Source organism: Arthrobacter glycogeni, assembly GCF_054511155.1.
The window spans coordinates 200,989-222,975 of sequence record NZ_JBTNDE010000002.1; the positions used below are offsets into that span (position 1 = coordinate 200,989).

Sequence of the window (21,987 nt, forward strand, 5' to 3'; positions counted from 1 at the left end):
GTGCGAACCAAAGCCGTGTTCGCGACCCAGTGCTACCTGATCCAGGGAAGCTTCAGGGCTTGTAGGCGGTCTCCGGCTACACATCCCTGGGCTGGCACCACCATCACTCCGCTCGCGGCGGCAAGGCCGCGGAGCATACCCGAACGCTGATGTGTTGCGGCAACAGCCCTGCCGGATTCCAGTCGGTACGGCACCAACCGGCTCCGCCCAGCGAGCTCATCGAAATCTTCCCCCACCGTCGTTTCCTCGGTCTCGGGGAACGGAGCGCCGCGCAATCCCGCCAGCAAGGGCCCGACGACGGTGAACATGGCCATCATCGCTGCCAGCGGGTTGCCCGGCAGTCCAACCAGGAACCGCCCATCCGGGAGCCTGGCAAGGAGCGTGGGGTGTCCGGGACGCATGGCCACGCCGTCAATGATGAACTCAGCCTCAAGTGTTTCCAACGCACGCCGGATGTGATCAGCCGACGAACCGCCTGTTCCGCCCGTGGTGATCAGGACATCCCCGGAAGCCCGGGCCAGGGATAGCTCGTCCATGGCCTCAGCACTGATGGCGGCGACGACGTCGTCGAGGTCGTCCTTGGCACGGCCGGACGTGTCGACATGCCCACCCATCATCTGAACCAGGCCGGGGAGTTGCGGCCCGAACGTGTCACGGACCTGCCCAGGCTCGGGCAGACCCGCCTCGATCACCTCGTCCCCCGTGAGCAGCAGTGATACGCGGGGGGCGCGCAGCACTGGAAGCGTGTCGTAACCGGAGACCGCGGCAAGCGCGATCTGCGCTGGGTTTAAGGTCACGTTCGCCGGGATGGTTTCGCTTCCTTCGGATGCCTCTTCACCGGCCGGGCGAATGTGTTCCTGCGGCCGCGGCTCGTCGGGGCGAGCGCTGTCGTTGCGGTCCAGGACAGCACCCCGCGCCGCGCCGTGTTCCATCCGCAGGATCCCTGTGGCTCCGTCAGGTACTACTCCCCCGGTGAGGATGAACGTTGCCTCCCCGGTGGCCAGCGGCCGGGCGCCTGAGTCGCGATGTGGTGTGGCGCGCGGCCAGGGATGCCCTTCCTTCGGGGCGGGGCTGACCAGTTGCCAGGGCGGGTTGCCGCTGACCGCCCACCCGTCCATTGCCGACGACGCGTAGTGCGGGATGGCCTGCAGCGCCCGGACCGGCTCTGCCAGCGTCTGCCCCAGGGCGTCGGAGAGGGGGACGGTCTGGTTCGCCAGAGGAGATCCCGCATCATAAGCTGCCCGGCGCGCCGCTTCCCAGCCAAGGTTCCGCCCGGTGGGGCTCGCCTCAGGGCGGCTCTCGTTGTGTGGGCTTTCGCTTTGCCCCGCGTCGTTCAGGGGCGTTTCCCCGGTCTCGGACTCGTTCATCGGGGCTTCGTTCACGAGGCGTCCGACGACGTTGGCGCAGCCGCATCGCCGGTGGGGCACTGCCTACGGGCAGCCTCAATGGCCGATTCCATGGCCACACGCTCGCTCGCCTGCTGGCTGCCCACCGCAAGTCCCGCGGCGTAGCCCGCAATGAAGGTGGTCAGCGGCGCGGCGGGCCGAACAATTGAGTGCGCTGCGTCCCCGGCGAGGGACAGGATGGCATCGATGTCGATCGTGGTGCCCTCAAGCTCCAAAGCCTCGATGAGCTGGGCGCTCCATTCCTGAAGGATCTGATCCTGCTTTTTCATCGCTGCTCCTGAGGTTTCGGTCGGTGCCGTGCCTGAGACACCGAGTGATTGGGCGTCAGCCCAGGTGTCGACATCCGCTGTGCTTCCCGGCGGAACGTCAATTGTTCTCCATTGCACCCTAGCAAGGAGTGCCTTCATCGACAGATTCTGGGCTCCACCGCTGGTTTGGGCTGCCGTCACGGCGGTGCGGAGGCTCCCCAGTCGGTACAGCGCAGCCAGCGGCTGGTCCCGGCCGCCGTCGTGAGCGACTACTGAGGACTCAGGACACTCTGCTGCCGCTGCCAACAGCACCGGGATGGCCTGCGCGATGCGCGGCATGTCGCAGGCGAGAACCAGCACCCACGGCGTGGTGTCCTCAAGTAAGTGGTCGACGGCGGCGGCCAGGGCTGCTGCTGGCCCACCGAAGGGAGGGGATTCGCGGATGAACTCGCAGTCCTGCGCCATCGAGCCCGCCACGGGGTCCCCCGGCAGTCCGTCGTCGCGGTCGGGACCCACCACGATCGTGCGGTGTGCAGCGGCGACTGCATCACATGTGAGACTGAGGAGAGTGCGTCCTCCACGGTGCAGATGTGCCTTCGAGACACCGCCGAGGCGCGACGACCTGCCCCCGGACAGCACTACGGCGTTGAAGTCGAGGGGTGTTGAATTCAAGCGGCGGACTCCGCCCGGAGGAATGCGCTCCACTGCGGTGCTGGCTTCTCAATTTCGCGGAACTGCCACGAAGCGCCGCGCGGTGGTTGCGGGGTTATACGCAGGTGCCAGCCGAGCGAGGTGAGGGTCTTGTCACTCTTGTCATTGTTACACCGGAGGCAGCATGCCACGAGGTTCTCCCAACTGGATGCTCCGCCGCGGGAGCGTGGGAACACATGATCAATAGTTGAAGCGCTCTTCCCGCAGTAGGCGCACAGGTGGTTGTCGCGCCGCAACACTCCCCGGCGGGTCACCACCACGCTGTGGCGGTACGGGATCTTTACGTAGCGGTTCAGCAGGATAACCGAGGGGCGGCCCAGGACGTCGGTGGGTCCCACCACCGGGTCCTCCCCTTCCGCGACCACGCTCGCCTTTCCGGCCAGCACAAGGACCAGCGCCCGGCGGAAGGTCACTACCGCCAATGGCTCATACCCAGCGTTCAGAACGAGAGTGCGCATGCACATTCCTCTTTGCCGACTTCGGGCCTGCGTCCCTGTGGTCCGGGAGAGCAGGACGACAACTGACTTATTGAGAGTAAGGGTAGTTCGACGGATGCCCGGTTTGCTAATCCGGCGGCCCGGCATAGCGTGTGTCGTCGGAAGACGACCTTGGGACAGCACGGGGATGGTACGCAGGAAGACCCGGGAATCGAAATTCCCGGGTCTTCCTGCGTACGGGGTTGTGTGCCTTAGCCGCCGACGCGGATGAAGACGGGGCCTGAGCCGAGGTCGGCTGGTGCGACGACTGTCTGGTTGCCGTTGAATCCGCCGTGTACGGCCTGTCCACCACCGATGTAGACGGCGATATGGGCCACTCCGGCGCCACCATCTGCATAGTAGATTAGGTCGCCTGGGATGGCCTCGCCAGCGCTGACGGTGCGTCCGAGCGACAGGTAACCGGCTGGCCAGCCATGAAAGTTGATGCCAGCGGCAGCGAGCGCATTGCTGACGAGGCGGGTGCAGTCCTGGGTGACCCCGAGCTGTCCCTGCGCTGCGGCGGCGATGGTGGCTGCCACCCCTGAGGAAACGGCCGGGGCTTTCTTGGCTACTGGCGCCGTCTGGGCCAGCGCGGCCTGGGCTGGCGCCGTCTGGGCCGGCGCGGCCTGCTCGACCTCTACCGCGGGTGCAACAGTTACCGGCTCAACGTCTGCGACCTCGGCCTCTGCGACCTCGGCGCCCGGAACCACGACGGGGGCTTCGTCGATCTCGACGACGGTCTCGACCTGTGCGGTGACCGCTGGTGCCTCGACGACGACTGGTGCTGCTACCGCCTTGACCGGAGTGCGGTTGAAGGCAATCTCTGCGTCGGCCGGAGCCTCGACCACGGCTGGAGCCGCCTGAATCTCCAGAGCCGAGGTGAGGGCCACCCGTTCAACTGACTCGAGCGGGAGGTCGGCGGCGTTGGCCGACACACCACCCGCCAGAACGAGGCCGGATGCTGCGACGATCACAGCTGCCTGACGGCCGACGCCACCGGCGTTTTCGGTGACTGCCTTGGCCAAGGTCGAGAAGCTGGTGTCGTGGCGCTTGTCGGCACGGTGCCGTGCAGTAGCTGCATGTGTAGTCATTGTGAAACTCTCTGGTTTGATTCTCGAGCTCTAGCGGACGCGGACAAAACTGGAGCCGGCGAGGTCGGAGAGCGGATGCAGGATGGTCGCATTGACGCCGTTCATTCCGCTACTGATGACCTGCCCATTACCGACATAGATGGCAACGTGTCCCGGGCGGATGACCAGGTCCCCCGGCTGAGGTGAACCGACCACGTCGCCGTATGCGTAGAACTGCTCGGGCCCGAGGTCCCCAACGGTTTTACCAATCGACCGCAAAGCCACTTCAACCAGAACTGTGCAATCTTGCACTGCGCCGATCTGCGAGTAGGCACTGGCCACAAGAGCCGCGCCGGCTCCATTTGCGGAAGCTTCAACGACCTCCGGCTTTGGAGCGGGGGCTGGAGGAGCTGTGACCGGTGCTGCGACTGGTGCGGGCGCGGGGGCCGTGGGCGCCGCTGCTGGCGCTTCGGCAGCGGGGGGTGCTTCCTGCACAGCGAGCGCCACAACGGCAACTGGAGCAGCAGCCTCGGCTATTGGCTCGACGACGGCCTGGGCACGGGCCCGGACGACTGGTGCAGCTTCCGCTACTGGTGCGGATTCGACTACTGGTGCAGCTTCCACCACGGCGGGCGTTGCGGTAACGGCGGTGCGCTCGAAGGTGATGTCGGCGGCGGCAGCGGCGCTAACAGCGTCGGCGGTGACCGATACGGAGTTGAGGGGGGTGGAGAGGACAACACGCTCCGACTCGCCAATACCGTGTGCTGGCAGTCCGGCGGTCAGGACGAGTCCTGACGCTGCGACAATGACGGCGGCCTGGCGACCTACTGATCCAGCATTTGACGAGACGGCGGTCGAAATGACTGTCAAGGGGCCGTTATGCGGGCGGGCGGCCCGGTGGCGGCCCGGAGAAGAGCTGGTTGACACGTTTGATTGCCTCTCCCAATTGCCTGCGGGGTGAGCTGTCGGATTCGGATGGGAGTCACCCGGTCACATGATTTCCTGCTGGAAGTACGCAACTTAACCCCAAGGATTTCTCGCGAAATCCACTAATTGGTTCCCCCGCCTCTGCCATGCGAATTGTGCGAACGGACCCCGGGCAGTGGCAGAGCTAGGCGATCTGCTCGGGAGTGCCGAACCTGTGAGATTTTGGCACGGGGTTGACGGTACAGCAGATCGAGAGCAATGTCACATTCCGGTCACGGAACGGTGTGTCCTTGGTTACAGCCAGCCCATCGGGTCGACCGTCTGTCCGTCAACCACTACTTCGAAGTGCAGGTGGCAACCGGTTGAGGCGCCGGTACTGCCGCTCTGTGCAACTACCTCGCCACGGCCAACTTTCTGCCCCTCTTTGACGCTGCTGAGGGAGAGGTGGTTGTAGGTGGATTCGAGCCCGTTGCCGTGATCAATCACCACGCGGTTCCCTCCGCCGTAGGGGTGCCACCCGGTGAAGGAGACGGTGCCGGCCGCTGCGGCGAAAACTTCGGTGCCGCAAGAGCTGCTGAAGTCCTGGCCGGAATGGAGCTCACCGCTCATGCCGGTGATCGGGCTAACCCGGTAGCCGAAGGGTGAGGTGACGACTAGATCCCTCATCGGCGCTGACAGGGAACCCCCGGCCGAGGCGGGCACCGCGGCGGATCCTGCCGCGGTCATGATCTCGCTGAGCTTGGCGTCGGCGTCGAACGTACTCTGCAGTGCGGTGCGGCCGAAATCGACCAGCGCGGCGTCAGGAACCGTGATATCGCGGGGGGCGGCTGCTGCTTCGACGGTGGAGACGGTCTCGCGGGTGGCGGCAGCCACACCCTCGGCGGGACTGGATGCCGCGGTAGTGGGTAGTGCGATGGTGAGCACCAGACCCGAGGCGGCAGCGGCGATCGCGACCTTCTGGCTCATCCCGGTCAGTGAGAGGTCGTTCCGGACGCGGACGGCACGACGTCGTCGTTCAAGTCGCTGGGCGTCTCGGGGACGCGCGGCGGGTACCGCGGCGGCGGCACGGCGGCGTCCCGAAGCGTTGTGCTTCGACAAAGGGTCCCTTTCGTCTATGCCTGCGAAGTTAGCTGTCGGATTCGAGTCGGGAAAGAACTCGGCCCTGATCTGTTCCGTCGGAGCGGCAGCGGATCTGAGCTTCACCCCAAGGCGGCAGATTAGCCGCCGTTGATGGGTCCTCCGCCCCTGTCACGGGTGATGAGCATCCCGATCCGCTGACAGGGTTAGGCGTGCGGATCGGGTAACGCTGATGTATCAACGCCAGTTTTCCACTATGCACGACCAGAAGCAAAAGAGATACGTTCGTTATCTTTTCCTGTGGATAACTTGCGGCTACACCGCGCTTTACCGCCCTAAAGTGCCGTTTCGCTGACCGAGACGAAGACGTGCGCGGCGACCTCGGGCGGTAGTTCGAGAGCTCCCTCGATCCCCTCAACCCGGACCGACACATAATCGCCGACGGTTTGCACGCTGATAACCGTTCCCGGCCGCAATCCGCCCTCATCAAGCTGCGACAGCAGCTCGGGATCCACCTGGATGGGCTCGGCCAGGCGGACGAGGGTGACCACCGATCCCAGCGGATTCGTTCCCATCACCGCCAGGAGACTGCGTACACCGGCGGTGAAGTTCTCGGTCGGCGGTCCACCGAGTGCCTCCAGCCCGGGGATGGGGTTGCCGTAGGGCGACTCGGTGGGCTTTCCCAGCAGCTCGTACAGGCGCTGTTCGACCCGTTCGCTCATCACGTGCTCCCAGCGGCATGCCTCTTCGTGAACGTACGCCCAATCGAGGCCGATCACATCGGAAAGCAGTCGTTCAGCGAGGCGGTGTTTACGCATGACACCGATGGCGCGGCGTCGGCCCAGATCAGTGAATTCAAGGTGGCGGTCGCCCGAGACCACCACCAGCCCGTCACGCTCCATCCGCCCGATGGTCTGCGAAACGGTTGGACCTGAGTGGCGGAGCCGTTCGGCGATCCGGGCGCGGAGGGCGACAATGTTCTCCTCCTCCAGTTCCAGGATGGTCCGCAGGTACATCTCAGTGGTATCGATGAGGTCCGTCATGCGGTTCAGCTCCTTGGCACTGGTGCGGGTTGGAACAGCGGGCAGGTTTCGCGGTGCGAGCGCGGCACGTAACGCCAGCGTCGAACGTGAGTTCTCCGCCTCCCAAGGTTAACCTATTTCCTGCTGGCCGCGGCAACCAGCCGCCACCACGCACACCCCCGTTGCCTGGTCATAAATGCCGCGGGAGCCAGGCAGTGCGGCAGAATGAAACCCGTTCTAAGTTGCGCGCTTATCCCTTGGAGGAACCATGAGCATTTCCCCGGACCATACGATCCCCGCTGGGCTCCTCCCCGCTGACGGGCGCTTCGGCGCTGGGCCCTCGAAGGTTCGCACCGAACAATTGGAAGCACTCGCCCAGGCCGGGCACACCCTGCTGGGCACGTCACACCGCCAGGCGCCGGTGCGTCATCTGGTTGGGTCGATCCGGGCTGGCCTGACCCAGCTGTTCAGCGCACCGGATGGCTACGAAGTGATCCTGGGCGTCGGCGGGGCGACTGCGTTCTGGGATGCAGCATCCTTTGGCTTGATCGACAAAAAAGCCCAGCACCTGTCCTTCGGCGAATTCGGGTCGAAATTCGCCTCAGCTACTGATCGGACGCCGTTCCTTGAAGCGTCGTCGGTGATCACCTCGGCGGCGGGAACCCGGCCGACCCCGCAGGCGGAAGCCGGCGTTGACGTCTACGCCTGGCCACAAAACGAGACGTCCACTGGTGTCGCAGCCCCAGTCCACCGGGTGGACGGAGCCGCGCCGGACGCGCTGGTCCTCATCGACGCAACCTCAGCCGCGGGCGGGCTGGACGTTGATGTGAACGCCTCCGATGTCTACTACTTCGCACCGCAGAAGAACTTCGGATCCGACGGCGGACTGTGGCTGGGGATGTTCTCCCCCGCGGCGCTGGAACGCGCGGACCGGATCGCCGCGAGCGACCGGTGGATCCCCGACTTCCTGAACCTCAAGACAGCCATCGGCAATTCGCTCCTGAACCAGACCTACAACACCCCGTCGCTGGCCACCCTGGTGACCCTCAACGCCCAGGTCGAGTGGCTGAACGCCAGCGGCGGGCTCGGGTTCGCCGCCGCCCGGACCGCCGAGTCAGCGGGCAGGGTCTACCAGTGGGCCGAAGCGTCCGACGTCGCAACCCCCTTCGTGACCCGCGTCGAGGACCGCTCCAATGTCATTACGACAATTGATTTCGACGAATCGGTCGATGCAGCACTGCTGGCGAAGGTGCTGCGAAACAACGGCATTGTCGACGTCGAACCGTACCGGAAGCTGGGCCGCAACCAGTTGCGCATCGCCACGTTCGTCTCGATCGAACCGGACGACGTATCAGCGCTGCTGACGTGTATTGATCACGTCGTCGGCGGCTGACCATCGGCGAAGAGCGTCATGGATCGGTGACCGGGTCCCCAAAATCGGTCACGATCCGCAGCCGGCGGCGGGGTGACCCGTCGAAGCGAAGTCGCAGGTGGTGGGCCCGCCAGGCCCAGATCATCCCGGCCAGCGCAGCGATAAGTCCCGCCGCTGCTGCGACGGCGAGGCTCCACCGCGGGCCGAAGGTGTTGGAGACCAGGCCGACGATCGGCGCGCCGAGTGGGGTGCCGCCGAGGAAGATGGCGAAGTACAGGGCCATCACCCGGCCGCGCATCACCTGTTCCGTGGTGGTCTGGACGTAGGCGTTGGCGCTGGTCAGGAGGGTGAGCGCGAATAGGCCGACAGGAACCAGGGCGAGACCGAACAGCCAGACGGTAGGTGCCAGGGCCGCCGCGGCGCAGGCGACGCCGAACGCTGCTGCCGCGCCGTAGATGAACCGCAGCCTCGGCTTGCTGCGCCGTGCGGAGAGCAGCGCCCCGGCCACTGACCCGACTGCCATCACCGAGGACAGGACCCCGAACACGCCGGCACCACTGTCGAATTCGGTGCGGGCCATCGCCGCGATAAAGACGGCGAAGTTGAGTCCGAACGTTCCCACGATGAAGATGGCGAGCATCACCATCATCAGGTCCGGCCGGTTGCGCACGTATCGGAAGCCTTCACGGATCCGGCCCTTTCCCGGCGGAGACTTTTCCAGGACCCGCAGCTCGGAGCGTCTGATAGTCATCAGCACGAAGATCATGGCACCGAAGGTCAGGGCGTTGATCAAGAACACCCAGCCGGGGCCAACCGCTACGGTCAGCAGCCCCGCGACCGCGGGGCCAACCATCCGCGCCCCGTTGAAGGAGGCACTATTCAGTGCGACGGCGTTGGGCAGGTAGTCGTCGCGGACCAGTTCCGAGACGAAGGTCTGGCGGGCTGGCGCGTCAACGGCCGACACGAACCCGAGGGCGAGGGCGAACGCGTAGACGTGCCACAGCTCGGCAACCCCGAGCACCACCAGAAGGCCCAGCCCGACGCCGAGCGCGGCCATGGACAATTGGGTGATGATGAGCAGTTTGCGCCGATCCACCGAATCGGCAATCAGGCCGGCCCAGGGGGCGACGAGGAGCTGCGGCCCAAGCTGCAGCGCCATCACAATGCCCATGGCCGCTGCATCCTGGTCGGTGAGGATGTCATACACCAGCCAGTCCTGGGCGGTCCGTTGCATCCAGGTGCCAATATTGGAGACCAAGGCTCCGAAGAACCAGACCCGGTAATTATGGATGTGTAGCGAGCGGAACATTCCCATTAGCTGCGTGCCGCCCGTAGCGCTCCACGCCTACCGTGGGCCAACTGGCTATTCGCCTCCGGCGGCGTCGGTGGAAACCGATTCGTCCTGGGCGGAATCCTCCGGCCGCACCCGTTCCGCCCAGGGAACCCAGGGTGGTGAGAGCAGAGAGGTTTCCGACGGAAGCAGGCCCACCTCGGAGATAGTAGGTTCCTTACCGCGTGGTACCCGGGCCAGGGTAGCGAACCAGTGCCAGCCGCCATAGCCGGGTAGATGGGCTTCGAACCGGTGGGTGACCACCCGTTCGGCGTCAGGGTAGGCACCCACATGGGCGCCGAGCTGCCCGGGCTCTGCCACCTGACTGAGACCGTTCCGCGCGAACTCCACTGCGTCGGCCAGGACGGCGTCGGGCTTGGAGGGCTTCCGGGGCGCGCGGCGCTTAGCCGGAACGGCTGCGGCTTTCCCGCTGGCCTCGACGTTAGCCGAAGGGGCATCAGCCGAGGGGTCACCGGTCAATCGGTCGTCCGGCGTATGCGCAATGATTTCCAGGTCTGAGTCCACCGTGGCGCCTACGCGTCCAGGTCGTCGGCAACCGCGCGGAGGACAGCTGCCACCTTGCCGGCGTGCGACTTGTCAGGGTACCTGCCGCGTCGCAAGCCGTTGGAGACGTCATCGAGCAACTTGATCAGATCTTCGGTGATAACCGCCATGTCATCGGCGCTCTTGCGGGTTGCCTTCGCTACCGACGCCGGGGCCTCAAGGATGCGGGCGGAAAGCGCCTGCTGCCCCTTGCGCCCGTCGGCGACGCCAAACTCCAGCTTGGTGCCGACCTTCACCTCGGTTACGCCAGCGGGTAGCGCCGAGGCATGCAGGAAGACCTCCTGGCCGTCGTCGGTAGCCAGGAAACCAAAGCCCTTTTCAGCGTCAAACCACTTGACCTTGCCAATAGGCACGTCATTACCTCGTTCTGTCGGTGCTGCAACGGACACCTGATACCTGCGCCGATCCTTGGATGGATCCGGTGCCATGGCTCGTGCGGCGGCCGGCGTCTCGTCGGAGAAGTCTCTAGCTCCTAAGAATATCCCCTGCGGCAGTGTGCTCGGCGAAGGGGCCGCGCTGTGTACGCTGTTAGCGTTATGGCAAATACCTCCCCACACCCTCTCCCAGACCACGGTTCCCGCGCCCCGGGGCGGAATCTCCCGCGGCTCGCCCTGATGGTGACCGCAGTGGTGCTGGCCGCCGTCGGGCTGCTGTGCCTGGCCGCTGTGCTGGTCACCGCTTTCCTGGAGGGCACTGTGTGGCCTGGCTTCGTCGCTGGCGCCTACGTATGCCTCCCTGTTGCTTTCATCCTCATGATGCTGCTGGTGATCTCCGGAATCTGGGCCCGCAAACGGGCCTAGCCGCCCCTATCCCGGGTACTTCCGGGAGAACTGCCCGGGGCCCTCGCCTGCAGACGGGGTAACGTTGTCATAATGTCCGCTATCCGCGATCTAGCCACCGATCTGGCTGCACGCAGCGACGCCCGGCTCCGTGACCTTCTCACGGCGCGCCCGGATCTCATCCTCCCGCCAGTCCCCGATTTCGCTGCGCTCTCCGCCCGCGCCTCAACCCGGGTCAGTGTGCAACGAGCCCTGGAAAATCTCAGCGAGCCCGAGCTTGATGTGCTGACCGCCGTCCAGCTCTCAACCCATGCCGACACCGGGCAGAGCACCACTGCCGTCTGGCTCCGTTCGGAGATTAAGGGTGCGACGGTCAAGGTCCTCGACACGCTGCTCGCCCACCTGCATGCGCTGGCGCTGCTCCGGCGCGCGCCGGCGCCCGCTGATACTCCGGCGTCCGACCGGAACCGGCGCTTCTATCTGCCGGTAGCATCCCTCGCTGAAGCCCTGGGACCCTACCCGGCAGGTCTGGGCAGGGAGCTCACACTGCTGGCGCGGCTGCTGCCCGGCTACGCCAGACAGCTGCCCGTTGCCGTCGACCGGCTGCGCGACCTTGGTCTCGAATTGGGGGGTCCTGAGACGGGGGATCCTGAACTCCAGCCGATCAGTGCCGCCGACGCTGCTGCGCAGACCCTGCACCGGGCGGTGTCCTCCCCCGCCGGCTGGACAGCACTACTGGCGTTGGCACCGGCGAGGACCGGCGATCTTCTGAGCAAGTTCAGCGTCTCGGCTGTTGGTGCGTCCCCGGCGAGCGCCGAGGACGACACCTCTCCTATTCAATGGCTGCTCCGACATGGCCTTCTTGCCCGTCTCGATGCGGGCCACGTTGAATTGCCGCGCGCCGTGGGGCGGGCTGCCCGCGGCCATTTCATCGTTGCACAGCTGCGGTGCGATCCCCCCGCACCACCGCTTCGCACCATCCGGAACAGTATGCGGGACAACGCTGCCCACAGCGCTGTGGCGGAAACCCTGCGACTGGTCACCGACCTCGTGGCGACCGTTGACGCCTCTCCCATCACCACCTTGCGTTCCGGCGGGGTGGGGGTCAGGGAGATCCGGCGGCTCGCCGAGTCGCTGCGGGTCGAGCCTGACCAGGCGGCCTGGCTGGTGGAGCTCGGTGCTCTTGCCGGGCTGCTGGTGCTCGACGTCGACACTTCCCGCTGGCGGGTCGAGCCGGGAACACTCTGGCTGGCCCAAAGCCGGGTCGAGCAGTGGCACCGGCTGGTAACCTCGTGGCTCGACGCGCAACGCGCCCCGTCCCTGGTGGGAACCCAGTTGACTGCTGGCACCGCCGTCAACACGCTGGCCGCCGAGGCGGTCCGCCCCGACGCACCGCACATCAGGTCCCGGATGCTGGCAGCATTGGCGGCGCTCAGCCCCGACCCCGCCGGGCGGCCCGACGACGGCGCCGTTTCCCCGGTACTGCAGGTCCCCGATGTCATCGAATGGCTCACCTGGAGCCAGCCCCGGCTACAGCGGCGCTTTGCCCGGCTGGTCCCCGGCATGCTCACCGAGGCCTCGCAGCTCGGCCTGGTGGGCTCGGGTGCCCTGACCGAGCTCGGCGCCCTGACCGAGGCCGGCCAGCACGACGCCGCCGCCGCTGTCCTCAGCGGTGCCCTGCCCGCTCCGCTGCGCCACTTCATGTTGCAAGCCGATCTGACCGCCGTCGCACCCGGCTATCTTGAACCTGAGGTGGCCACCGAGCTGGCGCTCCTCTCCACCCCCGAAGGGCAGGGCCCGGCCGGCATCTTCCGGTTCTCGGCCGAGTCACTGCGCCGAGCATTCGACGCCGGCCAGGACGCTACGGCAATCCTGGCGTTTCTGGCGCGCCACTCGGCCACCGATGTCCCGCAGCCCCTGAAGTATCTCGTCGATGACACAGCGTCACGGTACGGACGGTTGCGCGTTGGCCGGGCCAACAGCTACGTCCGCAGTGACGACGACGCCGCACTCTCAGCTCTCCTGACGGATCCCCGGGCTGCCGCACTCGGGCTGGTCCAGCTGGCACCGACGGTGGTGATCTCCCAGGCGTCCGGGCCGGAACTCGCTGCGGTGCTCCGAGAGCTGGGCTACGCCCCAGCTCTCGAAGGCTCCTCAGCGCCGTCCAGTCCTGGGCGCTCCGCCTTCGCAGGCGGCGCAGGCAGCGTGACGGCGTCGTCGTCGCGGGTGGTACTCAACCCGTGGACGCTGTCGGCCGAAGACATCGCCAACCAGGTGGCGGTGCTGCGCGGCGCCGGCGTCGCGGCAGCGGGCGGCATGTCCACCACGGAGAGTGACACCCTGTTGGGCCTGGAAACCCTGCGGAAGGCGATCCGGCTGCGCAGCCCGGTCCGGCTCGGGTTCGCTGACAGCCAAGGGAATTCCACCCGCCAGATCCTTGTTCCACTATCGGTATCCGGTGGCCGGGTGAGAGTCATTGACCCCGCCAACGAGGTAGAGAAGGTCGTGTCCATCCACCGGATCATGGACGTAGAACTCGTTTCACTCGATGAAGGGGCAACAACTGATGCCTGACGGCCCACTGATCGTCCAGAGCGACAAAACCATCCTCCTTGAGGTGGATCATGAACAGTCCACCGAGGCTCGGCACGCCATCGCGGCCTTCGCCGAGTTGGAACGCGCCCCCGAACACGTCCACAGCTACCGGCTGACCCCGCTGGGGCTGTGGAACGCCCGCGCGGCTGGCCTCGACGCCGAACACGTCCTCGATACCCTGCTCAAGTACTCACGCTTCCCGGTCCCCCACGCCCTGCTGGTCGACATTGAGGAGACCATGTCCCGGTACGGGCGGCTGCGCCTAGAGAAGGACGACCAGCACGGGCTGGTCCTGCGCACCAACGACTACCCGGTGCTTGAGGAGGTCCTGCACGCCAAGAAGATCCAGCCGCTACTGGGCCCCCGGATCGACGGGGAAACCGTCGTCGTACATTCGTCCCAGCGCGGGCAGCTCAAGCAACTGCTCCTGAAGCTGGGCTGGCCGGCCGAAGACTTCGCCGGCTACGTGGACGGCAAACCGCACCCGATCGCTCTGCTCGAGGACGGTTGGACCCTGCGCCCCTACCAGAAGCTGGCGATGGAGAACTTTTGGGCGGGCGGCTCCGGCGTGGTCGTCCTCCCCTGCGGTGCGGGCAAAACCCTGGTGGGTGCCGCGGCGATGGCCACCTCCCAGACCACCACACTGATCCTGGTGACCAACACCGTCTCCGCCCGTCAGTGGAAGGACGAACTGCTGAAGCGGACCACCCTCACCGAAGACGAGATCGGTGAGTACTCAGGTGCGGTCAAAGAGGTCCGGCCGGTCACCATCGCCACCTATCAGGTGCTGACCCTGCGGCGCGGCGGGCTTTACCCACACCTTGAACTCCTGGACGCCAACGACTGGGGCCTGATCGTCTACGACGAGGTCCATCTACTGCCCGCCCCCATCTTCCGAATGACCGCCGACCTACAGGCACGACGGCGGCTGGGCCTGACCGCCACTCTGGTCCGGGAGGACGGCAGGGAGGGCGAAGTGTTCTCGCTGATCGGCCCCAAACGCTACGACGCGCCATGGAAGGACATTGAGGCGCAGGGCTACATTGCGCCGGCCGACTGCGTCGAGGTGCGGGTGGATCTGCCACGCGACGAGCGGGTTGCCTACGCTATGGCCGACGACGGCGACAAGTACCGGCTCTGCGCCACCTCTGAGACAAAATCCGGCGTGGTCGAGAAACTGGTCGCCTCGCACCAGGGCGAACAACTCCTGGTGATCGGCCAGTACATTGACCAGTTGGACGAGCTCGGCGAACGCCTGAACGCACCGGTCATCAAGGGCGACACCCCCGTGAAGGAACGCCAGCGTCTCTTCGGCGAGTTTCGTAACGGGGAACTTCACACCCTCGTCGTTTCGAAGGTGGCCAACTTCTCCATCGACCTACCAGAGGCGTCGGTGGCCATCCAGGTGTCCGGCTCCTTCGGGTCGCGCCAGGAGGAGGCCCAGCGGCTGGGGCGTCTGCTGCGCCCCAAGGCCGACGGCCGCGCCGCCCGCTTCTACACGGTGGTGGCGAGGGACACGATCGATCAGGACTTCGCGGCCAAACGCCAACGGTTCCTCGCGGAGCAGGGCTACGCGTACCGCATCATGGACGCCGCGGACATTCCTCAAGGCTGACATGCGGGGAGTTATCACGAACCATCCAGCGAACTCCCAGTGTCTGGGAGGATACTGGGAACTGTGAAAAAGACTGGACCCGAAGCAAAACTTCTCGTAGTGGACGACGAGCCGAACATTCGTGAGCTCCTCTCCACCTCCCTCAGGTTCGCCGGTTTCGACGTCGTCGCCGCGGCCAATGGCCGTGAGGCGCTGGCCGCTGCCGAGACCCACAACCCAGACCTGGCAGTCCTCGACGTCATGCTCCCGGATATGGACGGTTTCACCGTCACCCGCCGGCTACGTGCCGCTGGCCGGCACTTCCCCGTGGTGTTCCTGACCGCCCGCGATGACACTGACGACAAGGTCACCGGGCTCACCGTGGGCGGCGACGACTACGTCACCAAGCCGTTCAGTCTGGACGAGGTGGTGGCCAGGATCCGGGCTGTGCTCCGCCGCACCCAACCGATGGACGACGACGACGCCGTGATCCGGGTTGACGATCTCGAGCTCGACGACGACGCCCACGAGGTCCGCCGCGCCGGGGAGGTCATTGACCTGTCCCCCACCGAGTTCAAGTTGCTGCGGTACCTGATGATGAACCCCAACCGGGTGCTCTCCAAGGCGCAGATCCTCGATCACGTGTGGGAGTACGACTTCAACGGTGACGCCTCGATTGTTGAGTCCTATATTTCCTACCTACGGCGCAAGATCGACAAGAATCCCGATGCTGTAGCCCTGATCCAGACCAAGAGAGGCGTCGGCTACCTGCTGCGCACCTCCGACAAGCGGTAGGCCAGGCTTGGACCTGGTCGATCGGTGGAAAGCCGCGTCGCTCCGCACCCAACTGGTGGCCACCATGACGTTGCTCATGGTGGTCACCATTGCGATTACCGGAATCGTCACCGTTTCGTTGTTACGCAACAGCCTCCTCGACCAGATGGATCGGGACATTCGCGCCAACGCATACGACGTGGCTCAGAATATTCTTCCCGCAGGTGCTTCCGATGGGACCCTGCTCAGGTTCTACGGCGAGCTGAGAAATCAGGCGGGGCAGAAGGTCAGGTCGACCCTGCCCGAAGAATCGACCGATGTGCCGGTCATTCCGGAGGTGAGCGTTGAGGCGGTGATTGAGCGGAGGCAGGTGGGCTTCTCCGTTCCCGGCAGCGCCCCGGGTAGCCCCGGCTGGCGGGTGGTCCTCATCGAGCTGACTAACGGGCAGGGAAGCGTCGCCATCGCGTCGAATCTGTCCACCATCAACGGGTCTCTTGAGGAGGCAGGGCAGATCATCTTCGTCGTCGGCCTCGGTGCCACAATCGTGGCCAGCGGTATCGCCTTCGTTGCAGTGACCCGGCAATTCAGGCCCCTCGGGCGAGTGGAACGGACCGCTGCGGCGATTGCCGCCGGCGACCTGTCCCGCCGGGTCGAGGTGGAGCGGCCCGCCACCGAGGTGGGGCGCCTGTCCCGCTCCGTCAACGCGATGCTCGCCCATATTGAGGCCGCCTTCTCCGCCCGCACCGAATCCGAACGCAAGATGCGCCGCTTCGTGGCCGATGCTTCCCATGAACTGCGTACCCCGCTGGTGACCATCAGGGGGTTCTCGGAGTTGTACCGGCACGGTGCCCTGCAGAACGACGACGACGTGCGGTCGGCGATGGGCCGGATCGAGAGCGAAGCCAAGCGGATGGGCGAGCTGGTCGAAGATCTACTGACCCTGGCCCGGATCGACGAACAGCGCCCGCTGAAATCCGAGCCGCTGGACCTGGTCATTCTGGGTAACGACGCCGCCCTGGACGCCCGCGCCATCGCCCCGGACCGGGCGATCACGGTGATCGGTCTCGACGGCGGGCAGGCCCGGTCAGCTCCAACGGTGGGCGACGAGGCACGGCTGCGGCAGGTGGTGGCAAACCTGATGACCAATGCGCTGCGCTACACCCCTGACGGCACCCCCATCGAGATTGCCATCGGCGTTGAGCCGGTAATCCACGACCGAATGGACTCGGTCATCGAAGTCAGGGACCACGGCCCCGGCATTTCCGAGGAAGACGCGGCCCGGGTCTTCGAGCGATTCTACCGGGCCGATTCGTCGAGGTATCGGGAAACCGGGGGCACCGGCCTGGGGCTGGCGATTGTTGCCGCCCTGGTAGCCCAGCATGACGGTTCGGTCCGGCTGGAGGAGACGCCCGATGGCGGCGCGACCCTGTCGATCCGATTGCCGTACAGCGCCCCCGAGACTGAGGACTCCCCCTCCACAGGTTCCTGAATCCGAGAGCCTTATCCACATGTGGGGGCTTCGCCTCCGTTGCCGTTCATCCTGGGCCTAGGGTCGAAGGTGTCAGCAGATGAGGAGATCCATGATGACAAACTTTCAGGTCGACACAGACGCGCTTGCAGCCAAAAGCAACGAGGTTCAGGGCACCATCGGCCGCCTGCAGTCCGAGGTGAACACCATGCAGGCCGGGCTGTTGGATATTGAGATGCTGTGGAAGGGCCAGGCTGCAGCCAACTTTCTGGAGGCAGTGAGGCAGTGGCGTGCCACCCAGGCGCGGGTCGAGGAGTCGCTCGCGGAGCTCAACCAAGCCTTGACAGTTGCCATCCAGCAGTACGCCGACGCCGAGCTGAGCAACGCCAGGATGTTCCTGTACTGAGCCACACCTGCCTTGGGCCCCGGTGCCGGTCAAACCGGCACAGCACCGCACCTGCCCTGGGCTCGTAGTACCTTGTACCTGGGTCATAGCGTCCTTTCGCCGACCAACGCCGGAAGGACGGCACCCCGGGTGGGATACCGTCCTTCCTGAACAGCGTTGGTGAGCTACTGGACCTAACGGGGGCTAGAAGCCGCCCATTCCGCCCATTCCTCCCATGTCGTCTCCGCCGCCGCCACCGGCTGCAGCCTTTTCAGGCTTGTCAGCTACGACGGCTTCGGTGGTGAGGAACAGACCAGCGATGGAGGCCGCGTTCTGCAGGGCAGAGCGGGTCACCTTTACGGGGTCATTGACTCCGGCAGCCAGCAGGTCTTCGTAGACCCCAGTGGCTGCGTTCAGGCCGTGACCTGCAGGCAGTCCGCGGACCTTGTCGACGACCACGCCTGGCTCGAGGCCAGCGTTGAAGGCGATCTGCTTCAGCGGGGCGTCGATGGCAACGCGAACAATGTTCGCGCCGGTTGCCTCGTCGCCTTCGAGCTGCAGTGAGGCGAAAGCCTTGGCGCCAGCCTGAATGAGGGCAACGCCGCCACCGGCGACGATTCCCTCTTCGACTGCTGCCTTGGCGTTGCGGACTGCATCTTCGATGCGGTGCTTGCGCTCCTTGAGCTCAACCTCAGTTGCTGCTCCGGCCTTGATGACTGCAACGCCGCCGGCCAGCTTGGCCAGGCGTTCCTGCAGCTTCTCGCGGTCGTAGTCGGAATCGGAGTTTTCGATCTCGGCGCGGATCTGGCTGACGCGTCCGGCGATCTCCTCGGCGTTGCCTGCACCCTCGACGATGGTGGTCTCGTCCTTGGTGACAACTACCTTGCGTGCGCTTCCCAGGAGGTCAAGGGTCGCGTTCTCAAGCTTGAGACCCACTTCCTCGGCAATAACCTGGCCACCGGTGAGGATGGCGATGTCGGCCAGTTGGGCCTTGCGGCGGTCGCCGAAGCCTGGGGCCTTGACGGCTACCGACTTGAACGTGCCACGGATCTTGTTGACAACCAGGGTGGCCAACGCTTCGCCTTCGATGTCCTCGGCGATGATCAGCAGGGGCTTGCCGGACTGCATGACCTTTTCGAGAACAGCAACCAGGTCCTTGACGTTAGCGATTTTGGAGTTGACGATCAGGATGTACGGGTCTTCCAGCACGGTTTCCTGGCGCTCGGCGTCAGTAACGAAGTAACCGGAGATGTATCCCTTGTCGAACCGCATGCCCTCGGTGAGCTCAAGCTCGAGGCCGAAAGTGTTTGATTCCTCGACGGTGATGACGCCTTCTTTGCCGACCTTGTCCAGTGCTTCGGCAATCAGGGCGCCAATCTCGTTGTCGCCGGCGGAGATGGATGCCGTGGCAGCGATCTCTTCCTTGGTTTCGATTTCCTTGGCGGAGGCGAGGAGCTCACGAGTGACTGCTTCAACAGCCTTCTCGATGCCGCGCTTCAGGCTCAGGGGGTCGGCGCCGGCGGCGACGTTCCGCAGGCCTTCCTTGACCAGTGCCTGTGCAAGAACGGTGGCGGTGGTGGTACCGTCGCCGGCGACATCGTCAGTCTTCTTGGCAACTTCCTTAACCAGCTCTGCGCCGATCTTTTCAAACGGGTCGTCCAGTTCGATCTCCTTGGCGATGGATACACCATCGTTGGTGATCGTGGGGGCGCCCCACTTCTTTTCAAGGACTACGTTGCGGCCGCGTGGGCCCAGCGTTACCTTGACGGCGTCGGCGAGGATGTTGAGCCCTCGCTCAAGGCCGCGGCGTGCCTCTTCATCAAAAGAAATGATCTTGGCCATAGTGGCTTAGGTCCTTTCGGGGACAGTCCTGCTTATCAGCAAACTTTGTGCTCACCTGCTGCGGTGCCCGCGACGGACGGATAACGGCCGGACGATCTCTTTACGTCCTGCCGAGAACCTCACCACAGTGGTGTGCGTGTCACATCCAAAACCACCAACAATTAGCAGTCAGCGGCTTAGAGTGCTAACTCAATAATTAGCACTCTGACTGTCTGAGTGCAAGTGACGGCTCTCCCATTGAACACGGGTCACGCCGTAGACCACCGAGTCGTACACGGTCCCGCGCACCACCCGCGCGTCACGAAACCTGGCCTCTTCGGTCCATCCCAGCTTCGCTCCCACACCGCACATGGCGAGGTTACCGGACCAGGTGGAAAAATCCAGGCGGCGGAAGGCTGTCGCCGTGAACAGATAGTCCGCCCACAATGCGAGCGCCTCGGTACCTACTCCCCGACCCCGCATTGACGGGTCAAACACGGTCATTCCGGCCCTGGGCCAGTCGGTTTCCTTCGATTCCCAGTGCCAGGAAACAGTCCCCACCAGCAGGTTGGTCAGCCGATCGGCGATCACCAGCCGCCACCGCACCCCGGGCCATTCGTCAATGTCCAGCTGTGAGCTGATCCGTGTCACGGCGTCGTCGGCATCCTGTTCCGTGGGCGGCGGGAAGTAGGGGCCGTTCCACCGCGGTAGGCGGAAAGATCCGTCGCATTCCAGTCGTGCAGCCGGATCTGTTGCCCTTCCAGCATGACTTGAGATCCGGCCATCGGAGACAGCCCGCACGGAGGTGAGAATGGTGGCACTCGATGCGGTGAATGGCTCGCCCGCCCAGCCGCCGTGACGGGATGCCATCGCGAATCCTGCATCAGCCAGGAACCTGTCGAGGGAATCCGCGTCCAGGAACCGCGGACGTGCGCGGTCCGCGCGAAGGGTCGTGCCGTCCGGGTTCGCGGTGGTTTCGGTTGACGTCACCACGTCGCCGTCGAGCCCCTCGACATGGACGATGCGCAAGGGGCGACCGGCGCCGTCGACCACGTCCTGGGCGTTGTCCGGCGTCCAGGTCTCCCACGCGCGCGCCCGACCAGACGTCCCCGGTGCCCGTCATCGCGGAGCCGGTGCAGGTACCCATCCGTTCCACAGCCGACGTCGAGCACTGACTCGGCAGCCATGCCGAGCGGCACATACGCCCCCGTCACTCGCACCCCACGAGTTCAGAAGGTTGTAGAGGTTCGCAGCTTCAGCGTCTGCGTACATGCCTACTGGAACCCGGGTCCGACAACCACAGTGATGTTGGGAGACACTCCGGTGGTCTCTACCAGGGTCGGAACCCCCAGGATGCCAGCCAATTCCTGTGCTGCGGCCAGCTGGGAGGCGTTGTTGTAGAAGATCACTGAGGTCTGTGGTGGAACGCCACCCCAGTCAGCGATCTGGCCGACAGCCCAGCCTCCGCCGGAAACCCGACCGGCAGCCGAGCCGGCCAGCCCGCCGATGCCGGTGGAGTTGTAGACGTTCACTGGCTGGGTTCGATCGATCGCCGTCGGGTCCTCGCCCGGTGATGGCGAAGTCGTCGTGGGCACGGTGGTCGGTGGCTCGGTGGTCGGTTCCTCGGACGGTCTTGCTTCGGGCGGACTTGCTTCGGGCGGTGAAGGCTCGAAGGTCTCGTCGTCGGGTGATAGCGAGGGTGACGGCTCCGACGTCGCAGTTTCGGAGGCAGGTGCGCTGGAGGCCCGACTGGACGCGGGCGCTGCGCCCTCGCCGATACCCAGCCGCGGGAGGATGAAGTACGCGGCCAGCCCGACGGCGAGCGCCAGCACTCCCACAATAAGTTTCAACGCCAGTCCGCTGGACCGCGGGGGAACCAGCCTCTCCCGGTGAACTCCCTGCCGCGATGCGGATTCGGGGATTTTGTCGAACTCGTCCCGGGGGTATTGGCTCATAATGTTGCGTAGTCCTTGAATATTGCCGCTGGAAAGAGGTCGCCTGGGGCGTTCAGATGTCAGCGCCGAGTCGGCGGGCCGAGCGCGCGCGCTGACGGGATGTACGTAGTCTACGCAGTCGTTTGACCAGCATGGGGTCGTGAGCCAACGCCGCCTCGGTATCGATCGTGGCGTTGAGGATCTGGTAGTAGTGGGTAGCCGACAGATCGAACAGCTCCCGGATGGCCTGTTCCTTGGCTCCCGAGTACTTCCACCATTGGCGTTCAAGGGCCAGCATCTGCTGCTCCCGATCTCCTAGTACGTCCGCCTTGCGGGGGCTCCCAGGTTCCGGGTGCACCACATTGTCAGCGCTCGCTGCCTCAGTCACTACCGATCGCCCCTTAGCTGGATGCAGCGTGCTGGCACGCCACCTG

Annotated in this window: 21 protein-coding genes and 2 riboswitches; of the genes, 7 read left to right on the plus strand and 14 right to left on the minus strand. The window is 65.2% G+C overall.

Going from position 1 to position 21,987, the window contains the following annotated elements; genetic code table 11:
* Window positions 1–32 precede the first annotated feature (32 nt).
* The 7 genes from ACX80O_RS02500 to ACX80O_RS02530 form a co-directional block, all read right to left on the minus strand.
* Window positions 33–1,382 (minus strand): molybdopterin molybdotransferase MoeA, encoded by a 1,350-nt coding sequence (locus ACX80O_RS02500; RefSeq protein ID WP_459332417.1) that lies wholly within the window; start codon window positions 1,380–1,382, stop codon window positions 33–35.
* Entirely contained in the window at window positions 1,379–2,326 is a 948-nt protein-coding gene (gene mobA / locus ACX80O_RS02505) for an NTP transferase domain-containing protein (protein ID WP_459332418.1), read from the minus strand. Before mobA ends, ACX80O_RS02500 begins: the two co-directional genes overlap by 4 nt.
* On the minus strand, window positions 2,323–2,823 hold the full coding sequence (locus ACX80O_RS02510; protein WP_459305309.1) for an HNH endonuclease: 501 nt from the start codon (window positions 2,821–2,823) through the stop codon (window positions 2,323–2,325). Before ACX80O_RS02510 ends, mobA begins: the two co-directional genes overlap by 4 nt.
* A 230-nt stretch (window positions 2,824–3,053) precedes the next feature.
* On the minus strand, window positions 3,054–3,932 hold the full coding sequence (locus tag ACX80O_RS02515; protein ID WP_459332419.1) for an NlpC/P60 family protein: 879 nt from the start codon (window positions 3,930–3,932) through the stop codon (window positions 3,054–3,056).
* A 30-nt stretch (window positions 3,933–3,962) separates the two neighbouring features.
* Window positions 3,963–4,838 (minus strand): NlpC/P60 family protein, encoded by an 876-nt coding sequence (locus tag ACX80O_RS02520; RefSeq protein ID WP_459332420.1) that lies wholly within the window; start codon window positions 4,836–4,838, stop codon window positions 3,963–3,965.
* 5 nt (window positions 4,839–4,843) lie between these two features.
* Window positions 4,844–5,008: riboswitch (cyclic di-AMP (ydaO/yuaA leader) on the minus strand.
* Window positions 5,009–5,132: 124 nt separating this feature from the next.
* Entirely contained in the window at window positions 5,133–5,936 is an 804-nt protein-coding gene (locus tag ACX80O_RS02525; RefSeq protein ID WP_459332421.1) for a M23 family metallopeptidase, read from the minus strand.
* Window positions 5,937–5,938: 2 nt separating this feature from the next.
* A riboswitch (cyclic di-AMP (ydaO/yuaA leader) is annotated at window positions 5,939–6,112 on the minus strand.
* A gap of 138 nt (window positions 6,113–6,250) precedes the next feature.
* Entirely contained in the window at window positions 6,251–6,958 is a 708-nt protein-coding gene (locus tag ACX80O_RS02530) for an iron-dependent transcriptional repressor DtxR (RefSeq protein WP_459305313.1), read from the minus strand.
* Window positions 6,959–7,205: 247 nt separating this feature from the next.
* On the opposite strand from ACX80O_RS02530, the gene serC reads away from it, so the two are divergent.
* On the plus strand, window positions 7,206–8,330 hold the full coding sequence (serC, locus tag ACX80O_RS02535; protein ID WP_459305314.1) for a phosphoserine transaminase: 1,125 nt from the start codon (window positions 7,206–7,208) through the stop codon (window positions 8,328–8,330).
* A 16-nt stretch (window positions 8,331–8,346) separates the two neighbouring features.
* Here the strand turns inward: serC and ACX80O_RS02540 are convergent, their stop codons facing one another.
* From ACX80O_RS02540 to ACX80O_RS02550, 3 genes are read right to left on the minus strand one after another with little or no spacing between them, the layout of a single operon-like run.
* On the minus strand, window positions 8,347–9,624 hold the full coding sequence (locus ACX80O_RS02540) for an MFS transporter (RefSeq protein ID WP_459332422.1): 1,278 nt from the start codon (window positions 9,622–9,624) through the stop codon (window positions 8,347–8,349).
* Between the two features lie 48 nt (window positions 9,625–9,672).
* On the minus strand, window positions 9,673–10,164 hold the full coding sequence (locus tag ACX80O_RS02545; protein WP_459332423.1) for a DUF3027 domain-containing protein: 492 nt from the start codon (window positions 10,162–10,164) through the stop codon (window positions 9,673–9,675).
* A gap of 8 nt (window positions 10,165–10,172) precedes the next feature.
* Entirely contained in the window at window positions 10,173–10,556 is a 384-nt protein-coding gene (locus tag ACX80O_RS02550; RefSeq protein WP_459332424.1) for a cold-shock protein, read from the minus strand.
* A gap of 183 nt (window positions 10,557–10,739) precedes the next feature.
* Between ACX80O_RS02550 and ACX80O_RS02555 the strand changes: the two genes are divergently transcribed.
* The 6 genes from ACX80O_RS02555 to ACX80O_RS02580 all read left to right on the plus strand — a co-directional run bounded on the left by ACX80O_RS02555 (window position 10,740) and on the right by ACX80O_RS02580 (window position 17,819).
* Complete coding sequence (locus ACX80O_RS02555) at window positions 10,740–11,003, plus strand: hypothetical protein (protein ID WP_459305318.1); 264 nt, start codon at window positions 10,740–10,742, stop codon at window positions 11,001–11,003.
* Between the two features lie 72 nt (window positions 11,004–11,075).
* Window positions 11,076–13,556 carry a helicase-associated domain-containing protein gene (locus tag ACX80O_RS02560; RefSeq protein WP_459332425.1) on the plus strand — a complete coding sequence of 827 codons (2,481 nt, stop codon included), beginning with the start codon at window positions 11,076–11,078 and terminating at the stop codon, window positions 13,554–13,556.
* The gene (locus tag ACX80O_RS02565; RefSeq protein ID WP_459332426.1) at window positions 13,549–15,192 is read left to right on the plus strand and encodes a DNA repair helicase XPB; all 1,644 of its coding nucleotides are present in this window, start codon (window positions 13,549–13,551) and stop codon (window positions 15,190–15,192) included. Before ACX80O_RS02560 ends, ACX80O_RS02565 begins: the two co-directional genes overlap by 8 nt.
* Before the next feature lie 63 nt (window positions 15,193–15,255).
* Entirely contained in the window at window positions 15,256–15,966 is a 711-nt protein-coding gene (locus ACX80O_RS02570; RefSeq protein WP_019483824.1) for a response regulator transcription factor, read from the plus strand.
* Window positions 15,967–15,973: 7 nt separating this feature from the next.
* A complete protein-coding gene (locus ACX80O_RS02575; RefSeq protein ID WP_459332427.1) occupies window positions 15,974–17,434 on the plus strand; it encodes a sensor histidine kinase in 1,461 nt (486 codons plus the stop codon).
* A 91-nt stretch (window positions 17,435–17,525) separates the two neighbouring features.
* Window positions 17,526–17,819, plus strand: coding sequence for a WXG100 family type VII secretion target (locus ACX80O_RS02580; RefSeq protein ID WP_459332428.1), 294 nt, complete (start codon window positions 17,526–17,528; stop codon window positions 17,817–17,819).
* 183 nt (window positions 17,820–18,002) lie between these two features.
* Here ACX80O_RS02580 and groL read toward each other — a convergent pair whose 3' ends face one another.
* The 4 genes from groL to ACX80O_RS02600 form a co-directional block, all read right to left on the minus strand.
* Complete coding sequence (groL, locus tag ACX80O_RS02585; protein WP_459305323.1) at window positions 18,003–19,640, minus strand: chaperonin GroEL; 1,638 nt, start codon at window positions 19,638–19,640, stop codon at window positions 18,003–18,005.
* A gap of 189 nt (window positions 19,641–19,829) precedes the next feature.
* On the minus strand, window positions 19,830–20,672 hold the full coding sequence (locus ACX80O_RS02590) for a GNAT family N-acetyltransferase (RefSeq protein WP_459332429.1): 843 nt from the start codon (window positions 20,670–20,672) through the stop codon (window positions 19,830–19,832).
* Window positions 20,673–20,893: 221 nt separating this feature from the next.
* Window positions 20,894–21,574: a LytR C-terminal domain-containing protein gene (locus ACX80O_RS02595; protein ID WP_459332430.1), complete on the minus strand. Its 681-nt coding sequence runs from the start codon at window positions 21,572–21,574 to the stop codon at window positions 20,894–20,896.
* A 52-nt stretch (window positions 21,575–21,626) separates the two neighbouring features.
* A complete protein-coding gene (locus ACX80O_RS02600; RefSeq protein ID WP_459305354.1) occupies window positions 21,627–21,914 on the minus strand; it encodes a DUF3263 domain-containing protein in 288 nt (95 codons plus the stop codon).
* Window positions 21,915–21,987 lie beyond the last annotated feature (73 nt).